This window comes from Mesorhizobium abyssinicae, assembly GCF_049887195.1.
GTDB lineage: Bacteria > Pseudomonadota > Alphaproteobacteria > Rhizobiales > Rhizobiaceae > Mesorhizobium > Mesorhizobium abyssinicae.
Genome location: NZ_JARAKC010000002.1, coordinates 430597 through 445315 on the forward strand (window position 1 = coordinate 430597; position 14719 = coordinate 445315).

At 64.8% G+C, this 14719-nt stretch carries 15 protein-coding genes; 4 read left to right on the plus strand and 11 right to left on the minus strand.

Translation table 11 applies throughout. The features are described 5' to 3' along the window. The first annotated feature begins 13 nt into the window (after positions 1–13). Positions 14–964 (plus strand): NAD-dependent epimerase/dehydratase family protein, encoded by a 951-nt coding sequence (locus tag PU724_RS06620; RefSeq protein ID WP_354420910.1) that lies wholly within the window; start codon positions 14–16, stop codon positions 962–964. Here PU724_RS06620 and PU724_RS06625 read toward each other — a convergent pair. The 7 genes from PU724_RS06625 to PU724_RS06655 form a co-directional block, all read right to left on the minus strand. Then, positions 952–1497, minus strand: a complete 546-nt coding sequence (locus PU724_RS06625) for a sugar transferase (RefSeq protein ID WP_354420912.1) — start codon at positions 1495–1497, stop codon at positions 952–954. The genes PU724_RS06620 and PU724_RS06625 overlap by 13 nt on opposite strands. 117 nt (positions 1498–1614) lie before the next feature. Continuing rightward, positions 1615–3603, minus strand: a complete 1989-nt coding sequence (locus tag PU724_RS06630) for a UDP-N-acetylglucosamine 4,6-dehydratase (RefSeq protein WP_354420914.1) — start codon at positions 3601–3603, stop codon at positions 1615–1617. A 240-nt stretch (positions 3604–3843) separates the two neighbouring features. Further along, a complete protein-coding gene (gene rfbD / locus PU724_RS06635; protein ID WP_354420916.1) occupies positions 3844–4764 on the minus strand; it encodes a dTDP-4-dehydrorhamnose reductase in 921 nt (306 codons plus the stop codon). Beyond that, positions 4761–5837 (minus strand): dTDP-glucose 4,6-dehydratase, encoded by a 1077-nt coding sequence (gene rfbB, locus PU724_RS06640; protein WP_354420918.1) that lies wholly within the window; start codon positions 5835–5837, stop codon positions 4761–4763. Before rfbB ends, rfbD begins: the two co-directional genes overlap by 4 nt. Positions 5838–5850: 13 nt before the next feature. Next, positions 5851–6405 (minus strand): dTDP-4-dehydrorhamnose 3,5-epimerase, encoded by a 555-nt coding sequence (gene rfbC, locus PU724_RS06645; RefSeq protein ID WP_354420920.1) that lies wholly within the window; start codon positions 6403–6405, stop codon positions 5851–5853. Between the two features lies 1 nt (position 6406). Beyond that, complete coding sequence (gene rfbA, locus PU724_RS06650) at positions 6407–7288, minus strand: glucose-1-phosphate thymidylyltransferase RfbA (protein WP_354420921.1); 882 nt, start codon at positions 7286–7288, stop codon at positions 6407–6409. A 176-nt stretch (positions 7289–7464) separates the two neighbouring features. After that, positions 7465–8058 (minus strand): biotin transporter BioY, encoded by a 594-nt coding sequence (locus PU724_RS06655; protein WP_354420923.1) that lies wholly within the window; start codon positions 8056–8058, stop codon positions 7465–7467. A 116-nt stretch (positions 8059–8174) separates the two neighbouring features. On the opposite strand from PU724_RS06655, the gene PU724_RS06660 reads away from it, so the two are divergent. Next, complete coding sequence (locus PU724_RS06660) at positions 8175–9083, plus strand: MBL fold metallo-hydrolase (protein WP_354420925.1); 909 nt, start codon at positions 8175–8177, stop codon at positions 9081–9083. 3 nt (positions 9084–9086) lie between these two features. Here PU724_RS06660 and PU724_RS06665 read toward each other — a convergent pair whose 3' ends face one another. After that, entirely contained in the window at positions 9087–9872 is a 786-nt protein-coding gene (locus tag PU724_RS06665; protein ID WP_354420927.1) for a DUF1499 domain-containing protein, read from the minus strand. 73 nt (positions 9873–9945) lie between these two features. Further along, positions 9946–11574: a fatty-acid--CoA ligase gene (locus tag PU724_RS06670; RefSeq protein ID WP_354420929.1), complete on the minus strand. Its 1629-nt coding sequence runs from the start codon at positions 11572–11574 to the stop codon at positions 9946–9948. 190 nt (positions 11575–11764) lie between these two features. Between PU724_RS06670 and PU724_RS06675 the strand changes: the two genes are divergently transcribed. Continuing rightward, positions 11765–12136, plus strand: a complete 372-nt coding sequence (locus PU724_RS06675; protein ID WP_127284015.1) for a hypothetical protein — start codon at positions 11765–11767, stop codon at positions 12134–12136. Positions 12137–12258: 122 nt separating this feature from the next. Beyond that, positions 12259–12648: a DUF427 domain-containing protein gene (locus PU724_RS06680; protein ID WP_128275428.1), complete on the plus strand. Its 390-nt coding sequence runs from the start codon at positions 12259–12261 to the stop codon at positions 12646–12648. 47 nt (positions 12649–12695) lie between these two features. Here PU724_RS06680 and PU724_RS06685 read toward each other — a convergent pair whose 3' ends face one another. Beyond that, a complete protein-coding gene (locus PU724_RS06685) occupies positions 12696–13436 on the minus strand; it encodes a polysaccharide deacetylase family protein (RefSeq protein WP_354420931.1) in 741 nt (246 codons plus the stop codon). A gap of 118 nt (positions 13437–13554) precedes the next feature. Further along, a complete protein-coding gene (locus PU724_RS06690; RefSeq protein ID WP_354420933.1) occupies positions 13555–14670 on the minus strand; it encodes a glycosyltransferase family 9 protein in 1116 nt (371 codons plus the stop codon). Positions 14671–14719: the final 49 nt, after the last annotated feature.

The following is a 14719-nucleotide window of genomic DNA, read 5'->3' on the forward strand; positions in this document are numbered from 1 at the left end:
CCGGGGTAACGCCATGAAAGTGCTGGTCACAGGCGCGACGGGACTCGTCGGACGCCAGGTCGTGAATCGACTGCGCGATGCTGGGCTCGAGGTGCGGATCGCCTCGCGTCACCCGGAACGGCTGGGGCGGACAAGCGACGCGGTTCTGCTGCCCGGCTTCGATGCCCCGGCCGATGCGTTCCTGGCGGTGATGCAGGATGTGACGCATGTCGTTCACTGCGCGGCGCTGAACAATGACCGCGACGCCAGCGAGCACGACTATCTGGCGGTGAACGGAGCCCTGACCGGGCAGCTTGCGGGTGCCGCGGCGACGCTGGCAAGCGGACGCTTCCTCTACCTGTCGTCGATCCGGGCGGTGGTCGGTCCCGGCTTCAGCGGCACCATCGATGAGGAGACGCCCCCTGCCCCGCAAGACGCCTATGGCAGATCGAAGCGCGAAGGCGAGATCAGGACGCTCGATGCTTATCGATCCGCCGGCCGTTCCGACGCCGCGGTGCTGCGCCTGCCGCCGGTTCATGGCGAGGGCATGAAGGGGAACCTGGCAACGCTGATGCGGCTTGCCGATACCGCCCTGCCGCTGCCGACAGGAGCCCTGACCGGGATCCGCTCGCTGATTTCGTCCGACGCGGTGGCCGGCGCGGTGCTGCAGCTCCTGACCAAGCCGGCGCCGCTTCAGCCCATTTATGTCGCCGGCGACCGCCCGCCTGCCGCGATTTCCGAGATCGTCGCCGCCTTCCGGCGCGGCTTCGGCAGGCCGCCGCGCCTGCTCGCCGTGCCGGGTACCCCCCTGCGCGCGGCGGCGAAGGTGCTTGGCAAGGGCAAGGCGTGGGACGCCCTGACGGCAAGTCAGACCTGCGATCCGTCGCTGCTTGTCTCGGAGGGATGGATTCCGGAAGCCGACACGCTGGACCAGCTCACCGGACTGGCGCGGCGGCGCAAATCGGCCGCCGCTCACGCGCGATAGATCGTCCCCAGCAGTATTTTGAGATCGAGGCCGATCGAGGCCGTCCGAAGATATTCGGCATCGGTTTCCGCGCAGAGCCTCGGGTCCGACATGTCGATGCCACGGATCTGGGCGAGGCCGGTGATGCCGGGAAGCGCCGACAGCACGCCGAGCGCCCGGCGACGCTCCACCAGTTCGGTCTGCGTGGGCAGGCACGGCCGCGGCCCGACCAGGCTCATGTCGCCCCTGAGCACGTTCCAGAGTTGCGGCAACTCGTCGATCTTGGCCCGGCGCAATGCCTTGCCAACGGCGGTAACAGCCTGTGACGGCGCCTCATGCGTGGGCAAGGACGGCGTTCCCCGGTACATGGTCCGCAGCTTGTGGCAGCGAAAAAGCACACCGCCGTGGCCGACCCTGATCTGCGAAAACAGAGCCGGGCCGGGTGACGACGCCTTGACCGCCAGCAAAGCGACAAGCAGCACGGGCGACGTCGCCACCAGCATCAGGGCCGCCACCACGAGATCGAGGGTTCGCTTCGGCCCTTGCAGGGTCATCCAATGTCGCTCCGGTCGAGGGCCTGCGTCCCGGCGCCATCGAATGCCAGATAGGGGCCAAGGCGCGAGAACGCCGGGATTGGCTTCAATAGCCAATCATCGACGCGCCGGACAGGTCTAGCCTGCCTGTCCAACCGATTTCGGGCTGGTTTCCTGCTGCGCCCCGGCCGGAAGCCTTTCAGCCTCATGCAAACCCGCCAGCACGGCAAGGGCTGCCGCCTTGTCCTGGTCGCGTATCGCCGCCTGCAGCGCCGTCAGCGCGGCCTGAATCCTCGGCCACTCCACCACCTCGGCGCGCAGGCCAAAAATCTTGGCCGTATCGAGGGCGACGACCTCTTCGTTCTCGCCTTGCAACACCTCATGCAGCTTCTCGCCTGGCCTGATGCCGGTGAAGCGGATCGGGATGTCGGTGTAGGGGCTCTTGCCGGCCATGCGGATCATGGTCTCGGCGACTTCAAGGATCGGCACCGGCTTGCCCATATCCAGCATATAGATGGCGTAGTCGTCCCTGCCCTGGCGCTTTTCGGCAACGGCGGCCGACATGATGACGAGGTCGACGGCTTCAGCCACCGTCATGAAATAGCGGGTCATGCGCCGGTCGGTGATGGTGACCGGGCCGCCGGCCTCGATCTGCGCCTGGAAGATGGTGGCCACCGAGCCGTTGGAGCCGAACACGTTGCCGAAGCGCACGGCGATGAACTTGGTGCCGGAGCGGCGGCCGCCCTGCCCGACAGCCTGCGTTTCGTGCAGGGAACTCACGATCTGCTCGGCTGCCCGCTTGGTGATGCCGAGCACCGAGGTCGGGTCCACCGCCTTGTCGCTCGAGATCAAAAGAAATTGCGGAACGCCGCATTTGGCGGCAACCTCGGCGCAGGCGAGCGTGCCGAAGATGTTGGTCTGGATCGCCGATTCCCAGTTCTCCTCGAGCAGCGGCACGTGTTTCAGCGCCGCTGCATGGAAGATGATGGACGGCCTGAATTCGCTGACGACGCGAGTCATCTGGCGCCGGTCGGTGACGTCGACGATACGGCTCTTCAGGCGATCCTGGTCCTTTTCGCCGATGGACTGGTCGAGCTGGAAAATGCCGAATTCCGAAATGTCGGCGACCAGAACGGCCTCGGCGCCCAGTTCCAGCGAGCGTTTGACCAGAATGCGGCCGATGGAGCCGGCGCCGCCGGTGACCAGCACGCGCTTGCCGCGGACGAAGGCGCCGATGCGCTCTATGTCTGGCGGAACGGTCGAGCGGCGCAGGATGGTTTCCATCTCGACGGTGTCGAGCACAAGCCTGCCACCTTGCCCGAGTTCCGAGAAGCCCGAGAACTGGACGACGGCGATGCCGCTGTGGCGGGCGACGCGGACCAGCTCCGAATACTCCTCGATCTCGCGTTCGGCGCCGTTGCCGAAAATGAGCATGTCGATATTCTCGGTGCCGTTGGCGTATTCCTCCAGCACTTCGACCAGTCGCGGGCGGGCGGCCAGCACCGGAACGCCCTGCATCTGCGTGCCCAGCGGCGCCTCTCCCTCGATCGCCATGATGCCGGCGATGGCATATTCGGCGGGCTGCGCGGTGCGCGTGAAACGGATGATCACGTCGGCCTCGCTCAACCTGCCGATGAACAGCGCCTGCTTGATCCCTGGATCATTCCTGCGACCGAGGATGCGCCAGCTCGCGCCGTCGCGCAGGAATCGATAGTAGAGCCTGGGCGCGGAAATAATGGTGAAGGAGACCAGGAAGAAGACGATGAACTGGCGCTCGTTGAGGCCGGCGACGGGCTGGAAGAAGAAGCGAAAGCCCAGCGAGGACAGGTAGAGAACGACCGTGAGGATGCCGCAACCCTTCAGGATGTTGAAGAAGTCGGGCGTGGAAGCAAAGCGCCAGACGGTGTTGTAGAGGCCGCAATATCTGAACAGCAGATGGGCAAGCAGCACGAGGATCGTCCAGCAAGCCAGCCCGCCGTAAGACAGCGCGTCGAATGAAAGCCTCGATTGCGACAACGTTAGACTGAGCGCCACCGCTACCAGGACCATGACGATGTCCTGAAGCATGATGATAGCACGCCGCATCTTCGGCCGAAGTCCGGACACGGCTTCTACATAGGATGTCATTGGGTAGTACTGAACTCCAGGCGCGATGACATGGCCACTAGATAGGCACCGGACAGATCATCATCCAACGCCGATCCAGAGCGCCATCCCCCAGCCCGTCACCCTGTTATCGCATAGCGTGGAGTTGAGATCATCGCCAGATATTTTTTGAGGGTTGAGGCCAGATACTTTCAACGGCCAGTTGTCTTGTCCGCATGAGCTTCGCCAGATTGGGGCGCGCATACGCAACATTAGCGATCGCTATGGCGCCGCCACGTCGGCGAAGGATCCATCAGCATCCTTTCCCAGCAAACGCGATACCGTTTCTAGCGTGGACAGCCGCCAATCCGGTGCCTGCCAGGCGAACACGCTGCTGAATTTCGCCGTCGACAGGCGCGAATTGGCCGGGCGTGGCGCCTTGGTCGGATAGTCGCCGGTGGCAATGTCGCGCACCCGTGCATGCGGCCCCCCATGCGCCAGGCTCATCTCCAGTATGTGACGCGCGAAGCCGCTCCAGTTGGTCTCGCCGGTTCCCGCCAGGTGGTAGATGCCGTATGCGTCGAAGTCCCTGTCGCGGCCGAGCCTCGCCGCCGCGCTGAAGATGGCTGCGGCGACGTCGAATGCGGAGGTGGGGTTTCCCCATTGGTCGGCCACCACCGCGATCTCGCCGCTGCCGGCGGCGCGCTCCAGCATCGTCTTGAGAAAGTTCTTGCCGAACGGGCTGTAGACCCACGACGTCCGCAGGATCAAATGACGCGGATTGGCCGCAGCCACCGCCTGTTCGCCGGCAAGCTTCGACGCGCCGTAGATGCCGAGCGGCCGGGTGGCGTCGGTCTCGACATAGGCGCCATCCTTGGTGCCGTCGAAGACATAGTCGGTCGAAAGGTGGATGACGGGAACGCCAAGCCGCGCCGCGGCTTCGGCGACGGCGCCGGCACCGGCGGCGTTCACGGCAAAGGCCAGATCCCTTTCCGCCTCGGCCTGGTCGACAGCGGTGTAGGCAGCGGCGGAGACGACGATATCGGGCTTCCATACGGCCAGGGCATCGAACACCGTGCCGGGCTGCGCCAGGTCGAGTTGCGGACGGCCGACGGCAACGACCTCAACGCCCTCCAGCTCTCGCCCGGCCTCAAGCAGGCTGGCGACGACCTGGCCGTCGCGCCCGGTTACAGCAAGCCTCACGCCGCGCCCTTCCTGTTCTCGGCCTGGCCCAGCCGCTCGCCGGCATAGCGCTGGTCGCGGATCGGCCCCCACCACCATCTGTTTTCGAGGAACCAGTCGACGGTCCTTGCCAGGCCGCTGTCGAAATTTTCCCTCGGCGTCCAGCCGAGGTCACGGCCTATCTTGGAGGCATCAATCGCGTAGCGGCGGTCATGACCCGGGCGATCGGCGACGAAGGTGATCAGGTCGCGATAGCTGCCGCCGCCGGCGCGCGGCCGTCGATGGTCGAGAAGATCGCAGATCGTCTCGACGACGCCGAGATTGCTGCGTTCCGAATTGCCGCCAATATTGTAGCTTTCGCCCGGTAGCCCCTTCGTGGCGACAAGCTCCAGCGCCCGCGCATGGTCTTCGACATAGAGCCAGTCGCGCACATTGGCGCCTGAGCCGTAGACCGGCAGCGGCTTTTCGTCCAGCGCGTTGAGGATGACCAGCGGGATGAGCTTTTCGGGGAAATGATAGGGCCCGTAGTTGTTCGAGCAGTTGGAAAGCACCACCGGCAGGCCATAGGTCTCGTGCCAGGCCCGCACAAGATGGTCAGAGGCGGCCTTCGAAGCCGAGTAGGGCGACGAAGGCGCATAGGGCGTCTCCTCGACGAACATGCCGCCGTCGAAGGGAAGATCGCCGAACACCTCGTCGGTCGAGACATGGTGGAAGCGGAAGCGGCCTTTGCGCTCTTGCGGCAGGCCGCGCCAATAGTCCAGCGTGGCATTCAGGATCCGGTAAGTGCCGACGATGTTGGTCTCGATGAAGGCGCCCGGACCGTCGATCGAGCGGTCGACATGGCTTTCCGCGGCGAGGTTCATGACGATGTCGATGGCGTCGCGATGCAAGATCTCCAGCACCGCCCTCTCGTCGCCAATGTCGGCATGGGCGAAGCTGTAGTTGTGCGCGTTTTCGATCGGCCGCAGCGAGTCCAGATTTCCGGCATAGGTGAGCTTGTCGAGATTGGTCACCCGGTAGGCCGGATTGGCGCACAGATGCCGGCACACGGCAGAGCCGATGAAGCCGGCGCCACCGGTCACCAGGAAATTCATGCTGCTCTCCTCCTCATGTGAACACGTTCGCAGCAGCAAGCACCGGCGCCTCGAGGTCCTTGTCCGAGAGCTGGAACCCGCCCGCGAACGCCGGCCATTCGATGCCAATGGCGGGATCGTCGAAACGCAGCGCGCGCTCATGGGCAGGCGAATAGGTGTCGGTCACCTTGTACAGAACCTCGGTATCCGGCACGAGCGTGACGAAGCCGTGCGCGAATCCCTTCGGCACAAGAACCTGATTGCCCTTCTCGGCCGACAGTTCGATGGCGATCCATTTGCCGAAGCTCTGCGAGCCGCGGCGGATGTCGACGGCAACGTCGAGGATCCTGCCGCTAACGACACGCACGAGCTTGTCCTGGGCGCGCGGCGGCAGCTGGTAGTGAAGCCCCCTCACCACACCGGCGGCGGCGGAATAGGACCGGTTGTCCTGCACGAAATGGAGATCGATGCCCGCCTCGGCAAAGCGCCTGGCGTTCCAATCCTCGACGAAATAGCCGCGAGCATCGTGAAAACGCTTCGGGATGATCTCCAGCAACCCGTCAAGGCCGAGCGGGCTGATCTCCAGCACCCTAGTTCTCCGTCAGTTCGGTGACACGCCTGCGCAGATAGGTGGCATATTCGTTCTGGCCAAGGCGGGCGGCGCGTTCAAGCACCTTGTCGGCCGTCAGCCAGCCTTGCTCGAAGGCGATCTCCTCCGGGCAAGCGACCTTGATGCCCTGGCGGTGCTCGATGGTGCGGACGAAGGACGCGGCCTCATGCAGGCTGTCATGCGTGCCGGTGTCGAGCCACGCGTAGCCGCGGCCCAGTTGGTGCACCTGCAACTGCCCGCGCTCGAGATAGACATTGTTGACCGCCGTGATCTCGAGTTCGCCGCGCTCCGACGGCCGGATGGCCGATGCAATGTCGACGACGTCATTGTCGTAGAAATAGAGACCGGTGATGGCCCAGTTGGACTTGGGCCTTTGCGGTTTTTCCTCGATGGTCAATGCCCGGCCGCTGGCCTTGTCGAAGGAAACCACGCCATAGCGTTCCGGGTCGTCGACATGGTAGGCGAACACCGAGGCGCCGCTTTCGCGCGTCGCCGCCATGCGGCAGAGCTGCGACAGTCCCTCGCCGAAATAGAGGTTGTCGCCAAGGATCATCGACACGCTCTCCTTGCCGATGAAGTCGCGACCGATGATGAAGGCTTCGGCGAGGCCGTTGGGATGAGGCTGCGGCGCGTAGGAAAGCTCGAGCCCGAACTCCGAGCCGTCGCCCAGCAGTTCCCGGAACGCTGGCAAGTCACGCGGGGTCGAGATGATCAGGATCTGGCGGATGCCCGCGAGCATGAGCACACTCAACGGATAGTAGATCATCGGCTTGTTGTATATCGGGAGTATTTGCTTGGACACCGCCAAGGTCAGAGGATAGAGCCGGACCCCGCTGCCTCCCGCAAGAATGATACCTTTCAACAAACCCTCCTTGAATTGCCGAACACCCGTCGGCATCAAGTTGCCTGTGCTTAGGTTTTGCGCGGTAGCCTGTCAACAACGGTGCTCGACTGTGCACGAATACCGGCGCTGTCGAGCGACAGCAAAAAGCCGGCGGGTGAGCACCGGCTTTTTCGGGCGATCTTTCGATCAGATTTTCAGGGCCGCTTCGGCAGCAGCGACCAGACCGCCGGCACCAGGCTCGCGGCCAGCGCCACCTTGATCAGGTCGCCGACGATGAAGGGCACGACGCCGAACTGCCAGGATTTTTCGGCGCCGATCAGCATTGCCAGCCAGGCAAAGCCCATGGCCATCATGACGACTTCGCCGACCAGCATGGCATTGAAGAGCTTGACCGGATGACGGTCCCAACCACGGTCGGCGGCCCAGCCGACGATCGCAGCCATGACGACGAAACCGGCCAGATAGCCGCCGGTGGAGCCGAGCATATAGGCGACGCCGATGCCCTTTTCCGGCGTGCCCTGGAAGACCGGAAAGCCCATGGCGCCCTCGGCCATGTAGAGAAGCAGCGTGGCGACGCCGAGGCGCAGGCCGAACGCCGACGCGATCAGCAGCACGGCCAGCGTCTGCAGCGAGATGTCGACCGGGCCGAGCACAACCTTGGTCTTGGCCGACAAGATGAGCAGCAGCGTCCCGATGATCGCCAGAAAAAGCTGCGTCGCCAGCCGCGCCGCGCCCTTTTCGGGCAGTGCCAGAGAAACAAGCGGACGCATCGTTGCTGCAAGTGCCATGGTATTCCTCATTCCGGACAGCCGCCGACATGCGGCTTCGCTTTTTCCTATATTGGCTTCCGTGTTATGCGGCAATCGCTTTTGCCGTCTCACGGAACGGAGCTTCGCGTCGCCTCATGGCCCTCAAATTCGACACACGCTTCGATCCCGCCTACGGCCAGGCGGTGACGGTCGCCCCGGACGTGCAGCGTGTCACCGCCGGAAATCCCGGTCCTTTCACCTTCCACGGGACCAACAGCTACGTGATAGGCCGCGAAACGCTGGCGGTAATCGATCCGGGTCCGGACGACGACGCGCATCTCCAGGCCCTGATCGAAGCTATCGGCGGCAGGCCGGTCAGCCATATCCTCGTCAGCCATACCCATCGCGACCATTCCCCGCTGGCGGCGCGGCTGAAGGAGCGCACCGGCGCGGCCGTGCTTGCCGAAGGCCCGCACCGCCCGGCCCGGCCGCTGCGAATCGGCGAGGTCAATCCGCTCGACGCCAGCGCCGACATGGGTTTCATCCCGGACGTCGCGCTCGCCGACGGCGCGCTGGTCCATGGCGACGGGTGGGCGATCAGGACGGTGCTGACGCCCGGCCATGCCGCCAACCACGCCGCGTTCGCGCTCGAAGGGACGGGCATCCTTTTTTCGGCCGACCATGTCATGGCCTGGGCGACCTCGATCGTCGCGCCGCCGGACGGCGCCATGGCCGACTACATGAGTTCGCTCGACCGATTGATCGAGCGCGACGACCGGCTGCTGTTGCCCGGCCATGGCGGGCCGGTGACCAAGCCGCGCAGCTTCATGCGCGGGCTGAAAACGCATCGCAAGATGCGCGAGCGGGCGATCCTGGAACGCATCCGCGGCGGCGACCGGACAATCAAAGAGATGGTGGCGGCGATCTATCGCGATACCGACCCGCGCCTGCACGGCGCCGCCGGCCTGTCGGTCCTTGCGCATCTGGAGGACCTGGTGGCGCGCGGCCTCGTCGCCAGCGACGGCGACGTCGCCATCGACGGCATTTTCACGCCGGCGGCATGACCATCATTCGGCCGGCGCGGGCCCGACCTGGCCGGCGACCTCCTGGTCGAGTTCGCCAAGGAAATCGACGATGCGGCCGGCATTGTCGCCGAGGTCGTAGCGGCCGTAGCGAGAGGCCGAGCGCATGTCGACCACGACCGTGTCGCCGTTATCGGCGATGCGGATCGCGACATCGGCGGGCAAGCCGAGCACGAAACTCCTGGCCAGCGCGTTGATCGTCACCTCGCTTTGCCCGTCGGTTTCGGGATACGGCCCCTGTAACTGCCAGTCGCGGCGGTCGAGCACGGTTTCGACCGCGTCGACGACGGTCTCGAACGGCAGGTTGTAGCTGCGGCCGGTGACCAGCGGATAGGCATCGCCCTGCAGCCGCTGCTCGCCGGGCGTGGGCGGCGACAGCACGTTCATGTCCGTCGTCCGGTCCGATGTGTCGAGCACCGGCGGATCGTCGAGATCGGTCGAAATGTCCCTCAGCGGCGGCGAGGTCGTCGCCCAGTAGGCGGCGACGCAGAAGGGGGCAAGGACCAGAAGCGCCAGCAGCGCGCCGACCGAGAGGTCGCGCCCGCCGCGATCGCCGAAATTCCACAGCCTCGACAGGGCGAAGCCGGCAAACAGCAGCGCGAAGGCGGCAAGCAGCGCAACGATCGCCAGCACCCAGAGGAACACAGGCGTTTCGACGAGGTCGAACTGATGGCCGACAAGCACCGTCAGCAGCAGGACCAGCGAAAAAGCCGCTGTCCGCCGCGACCAGCCGGCGGCGCTCGACGTCTGCCGTTCAGCAATAACAACCATGATCCGCCGCACCAACCCGAACGATCTTCAGAGCCTTTGACGGCTGCCAGAAGCCTCAGAAACGCCCGTCCCGTCAATCCGTTGGCAAGCGATAATCCCTGAACTGCTCACGCAAGGTGATTTTCTGTATCTTGCCGGTGGCGGTGTGGGGAATTTCGCCGACGAAGGCGACGTCGTCGGGCATCCACCATTTGGCCACCTTGCCGCTCATGAAGGTCAGGATGTCGGCCTTGCTCGGCTCCTTGCCCGGCTTGCGCACAACGACCAGCAGCGGCCGCTCGCCCCATTTCGAATGCGGAACGCCTATTGCCGCCGCCTCGGCGACATCGGGGTGACCGACGGCGAGGTTCTCGAGATCGATGGTCGAGATCCATTCGCCGCCCGACTTGATGACGTCCTTGGCGCGGTCGGTGATCTGCATGTAGCCGCCGGGATCGATATGGGCGACGTCGCCGGTGTCGAACCAGCCCTCGGCGTCGAACTGTTCAGAACCGACACCGCCATAATAGGCGCGCGCGATGGCCGGTCCGCGCACCTTCAGCCGCCCGAAGGTCTTGCCGTCCCAGGGCATCGCATTGTTCTCGTCGTCGGTCACCTTCATCTCGACGCCGAAGGGCGGATAGCCCTGCTTGCCCTGGATATCGAGCCGCGCCTCGCCCTCCAGCCCGGCATATTCCGGCTTCATGGTGCAAAGCGTGCCGAGCGGCGACATTTCTGTCATGCCCCAGGCATGGATGACATGGACGTCGTAATTGTCCTGGAATTTCTGGGTTATGGCCCGCGGACAGGACGAGCCGCCGATGACCACCTTCTGCAGATGGGGAAGTTTCCTGCCGGTCTCCTCCAGATATTGCAGCAGCATCATCCAAACCGTCGGCACGGCGGCGCTGAAGGTGACCTTCTCGGTATCGAGCAGCTCATAGATAGAGGCGCCGTCCATCTTGCAGCCCGGCATCACCAGCTTGGCGCCGATCATCGGCGCGCTCTGGCCAAGGCCCCAGGCATTGGCATGGAACATCGGCACGACCGGTAGGATGATGTCGCGGGCCGAAATGCCCATGGCGTCGGGCATGGCCGCGATCATGGCGTGCAGCACGTTGGAACGGTGGCTGTACAGCACGCCCTTGGGATCGCCCGTCGTGCCCGAGGTGTAGCACATGCCGGCGGCAGTGTTCTCGTCGAACGTCTTCCAGGCGAAAGCGCCATCGGCTTCGGCGAGCCACTCCTCGTAGGCAACCGCGTTCGGCAGCGCCGTCTGAGGCATATGCGCCTGGTCGGTCAGCACGATGATCTTGTTCAGCGATTTGACCGCGCCGGCGATCTTTTCCAGGACCGGCACGAAGGTCAGGTCGACGAAGATCGCCTTGTCCTCGGCGTTGCTCATGATCCAGGCGATCTGTTCGGGAAAGAGGCGCGGATTGAGCGTGTGATAGACCGCGCCGATGCCCATGATGCCGTACCAGGCCTCGATGTGGCGCGCCGTGTTCCAGGCAAGCGTGGCGATGCGGTCTCCGAGCCTGAAGCCGTCGCGCTCCAGCCGCTGCGCGACCTTCAACGCCCGATGATGGATCTCGGCATAGGTGGTGCGCACGATCGGTCCCTCGATCGAGCGCGACACGATCTCGCGTCCGCCATGCTGCCGCTCGGCATTGTCGATCAGCTTGTGGCAAAGCAGCGGCCATTTCTGCATCAATCCAAGCATTTGTTCCTCCCCTGCGCTTTGGCGATCCTTTTTGCGGCATTGTGGGACGAACCGGCGGATTGTCCAGCCGTAAGCGCTGAAAGCGTTGCATTCCTTGAAGACCCTGCGCAAACCGCCACAATCCGGCCATCGTCCGCGTTAAGTTTCGTTAATGGGCTGGGTGCGCGATTGGCGAATGAAAGAGGTTCGCATGGACACGCAGCTCGACGACAAGGCGCCGGAAGACCTGGAACTCGAAAACTCGCTTGCCGAAAGTCTGGCCGATCTGGCGCCGGACACCAGGACGGTCTCCGAAGATGAATTCGTCGAGGTTGTGGGCGGCGCCCTGGAGGCGGTCGGCGGCACGCTGCTGTTCAAGATGTGCGTCCAGAACGACGGCGAGGACCAGCACGTCGCGGCTGCCTGTGTCGGAGACGGCGGCAATCGACAATTCCTGCTGCTCACCCTGCCGGCCGTCGGCGGCGCGCTGAAGGTCGAGACCGCATCGAGGAGCACCAATCCGGTGGCCGGCATCGCCGCCGCCTATGCCGGGCTGATGGACGTGTTCCAGACGGCTGCCTGACGATTTTCGCGACGGCTCGCCCTGAACGCCGCCCCGGCGTGATTTCGCTTGGCCTTGCGCCGGCCGCCTGCACGACACACCTATTGCGGGCGACCTCTCAACCGGACAAGGACAGCCCGCCAATGGACCAGATCGCCAACCCCGCCCCCGGCTTCCAGCGCAATCCCGACAAAGTCATCACCGTCGAGTCCTTTCGCGGCACCGTCACCGTGCGCGCCGGCGAAACGGTCATCGCTTCCTCGACAAGGGCAAAGCTCCTGTCGGAGCCGCCCTATCCTGCGGTCTTCTACATTCCCTTCGACGACATCGATTTCAGCCAGTTGGCCAAGACCGGTCACTCGACGCACTGCCCTTATAAGGGCGATGCCAGCTATTGGAGCGCGCTGCCGGCCAGCGATACCGGCAAGGATGCGATGTGGGCCTATGAGCGGCCCTTCGACGAGATGACGGAGATCCGCAATCACGGTGCCTTCTATCCGAGCAAGGTGACGATCGAGGCCACGCCGGACTGACATGCTGCCTTACCGGACGGGACGAGGCCAAAGCGTGGCCTGACCGATCAGTCGGTGGTGCCGTCGTCGCCAACGCCGTCGGCATCGTCGAGCCGCACGAAGGTCAGACCTTTTGCCTTCAGCGCCAGCAGGCCCTGGACCACGCCTTCGCCGGCGGCATGGGTCGGCTGGTTGATGTGGGCGATGATGACGTCGCCATCCTTGGCGGCGGCGATGCGGCGGGCGGTTTCCCTGGCCCCCAGAAGCGAGCCGCCATCGCCGTTGATCGAGAAGCCCGCGACCTTGAAGCCGAGCTTGCGGATCGTGGCGATGGCCGACGGGCTGTATTCGGCGGTGGCGCCACGAAACCATTTCGGCGCCGGCTCGCCGGTGCCTGCGAGTGCCGCGGCACCCGATTCGACCTCGGTCAGCACAGCTTCCGGGCTGCCGGCGCTGCGGATGCCATAGATCTTCCGCGGCGTGTCGACCGCCGGGATATGGCGGCCGCCATGATTCTCCAGCTCGAACAGATCCGGATGCGCGCGCATGATCTCGACGGCGGCGGCGTTGCGCTTCAGCCAGATGCCGGTGACGAAAATGGTGGCCGGAATGCGGTTGTCGACGAGCGCCGAGAGGATGCGGGTGTCGGTCTGGCCGCCGCAGGCGTCGAGCGTCAGCGCGACGCGGCCGCTGCCGCCTGCCTGCGGTTTCAGATGCAGCGTCGGCTCGACAAGCGGCGCGGCGCCGGCCGTGGACACGGCGCAAACCGACAGCGCAATCGCGCAAAGATGTTTCCGCAAGAGACGCATGATCGATTTCCGGGCCGGTGGTCGAAGCAGGATGGTTGCAATATCCAGCCAAAAGACCCGCATCAAGGCGAAAATCGGGACGGCGCCCGTGCGACGAACGCAGTCACGAGAATTTGCTTCAGGCGTAGCGCGAGATCGCGTTTGCCGTTTGCTTTTCGGTGCGCGCAAGGATCTCGCGCACGGCGTCGGTTACAGGTCCGACTTCCAGGCGCCAGACGCAGCACGCCTTGCTCGGGTCGGTCGGTTTGCAGAAGTCGCTTGCCACGCATTCGCAAGGCATGGAGGGCTGCAGCGCGATGCTCGCCACGCCGACCGGCCCCCAGCGGATCGGATTGGTCAGCCCGTAGAGGCCGACGACAGGGGTGCCCGCTGCCGCCGCCATATGCATCGGTCCGCTCTCATTGCCGAGGAAAAGCCGCGCCTCCTTCAGCAGCGCCAACAGCGTTTCGAGCGAAAGCGCGCCGACAAAGTTGACGACCGGCGAGGCTGTCCTCGCGGCAATCTCGTCGGCCGCCTTGTGCTCGTCCGGGCCACCGACGAGCACGAAATCCAGCCCGGTCTCGCGCGCAATCTCGTCGATGACGGCGGCGAAGCGCTCCGGCTGCCAGCGCCGACCGAGAAAACTCGCCCCGGCATGCACCGCGACAAAACCGCTTCGCCTGAGATGGTATTTGTCCAGCAAGGCGAGCGCCCGCGCCGTTTCCACAGCCAATGGGCGGATCGACGGCGCTCTCACGCGCAGGTCGACGCCAAGCGCCTCGAGCGGCGAAAGGTAGCGGTAGAGATAGTGCCGCTCACCGAAGCCGAACGGCCTGGCCCGGACGTTGGCCGGCTGGCGCTCGTGCCAGCGCAAGGGCCTTTCGGACGGATGGTAGCCGACCCTGGTCGGGGCGTTGACGAGGCTGCTGATGAGGCGTGAGGTCTTCGAATCGGTCAGGTCGATCGTCATGTCGAAGCGGTGCCGGCGCAGCCTGCGCACCATCGAATACAGCTCGCGCCCTCGCTGCAGCGGCGATCCGCGCATCATGGCGCGGCGGAACGTGACGACATCGGAAGCGATGCCGTGGGCGGTGAGGAAGCTGGCGAAACGTGCCTCGCAAAGGAACACGATCCCGACGCCGGGATAGCCGAGCTGGAGGTTCCTGGCCAGCGCCGAGGCGAGAACGAGATCGCCGATGAACTTCGTCTGTAAAATGAGGATCGAGCGGAAGGGAGCGGGGGAAATCTGCAACATCTGTCTCGGGCGCCGGGGGGATCGGAGACCCTGGAGACTGGGCGGAAAC

What these genes read in the sequence shown, in the direction of transcription:
- PU724_RS06625 (WP_354420912.1), bottom strand. Translation starts at nt 1,497, where the DNA reads ATGACCCTGCAAGGGCCGAAGCGAACCCTCGATCTCGTGGTGGCGGCC.
- PU724_RS06680 (WP_128275428.1), top strand. Translation starts at nt 12,259, where the DNA reads ATGGACCAGATCGCCAACCCCGCCCCCGGCTTCCAGCGCAATCCCGAC.
- PU724_RS06660 (WP_354420925.1), top strand. Translation starts at nt 8,175, where the DNA reads ATGGCCCTCAAATTCGACACACGCTTCGATCCCGCCTACGGCCAGGCG.
- PU724_RS06690 (WP_354420933.1), bottom strand. Translation starts at nt 14,670, where the DNA reads ATGTTGCAGATTTCCCCCGCTCCCTTCCGCTCGATCCTCATTTTACAG.
- PU724_RS06675 (WP_127284015.1), top strand. Translation starts at nt 11,765, where the DNA reads ATGGACACGCAGCTCGACGACAAGGCGCCGGAAGACCTGGAACTCGAA.
- PU724_RS06685 (WP_354420931.1), bottom strand. Translation starts at nt 13,436, where the DNA reads ATGCGTCTCTTGCGGAAACATCTTTGCGCGATTGCGCTGTCGGTTTGC.
- PU724_RS06670 (WP_354420929.1), bottom strand. Translation starts at nt 11,574, where the DNA reads ATGCTTGGATTGATGCAGAAATGGCCGCTGCTTTGCCACAAGCTGATC.
- PU724_RS06655 (WP_354420923.1), bottom strand. Translation starts at nt 8,058, where the DNA reads ATGGCACTTGCAGCAACGATGCGTCCGCTTGTTTCTCTGGCACTGCCC.
- PU724_RS06630 (WP_354420914.1), bottom strand. Translation starts at nt 3,603, where the DNA reads ATGACATCCTATGTAGAAGCCGTGTCCGGACTTCGGCCGAAGATGCGG.
- PU724_RS06620 (WP_354420910.1), top strand. Translation starts at nt 14, where the DNA reads ATGAAAGTGCTGGTCACAGGCGCGACGGGACTCGTCGGACGCCAGGTC.
- PU724_RS06665 (WP_354420927.1), bottom strand. Translation starts at nt 9,872, where the DNA reads ATGGTTGTTATTGCTGAACGGCAGACGTCGAGCGCCGCCGGCTGGTCG.
- rfbB (WP_354420918.1), bottom strand. Translation starts at nt 5,837, where the DNA reads ATGAATTTCCTGGTGACCGGTGGCGCCGGCTTCATCGGCTCTGCCGTG.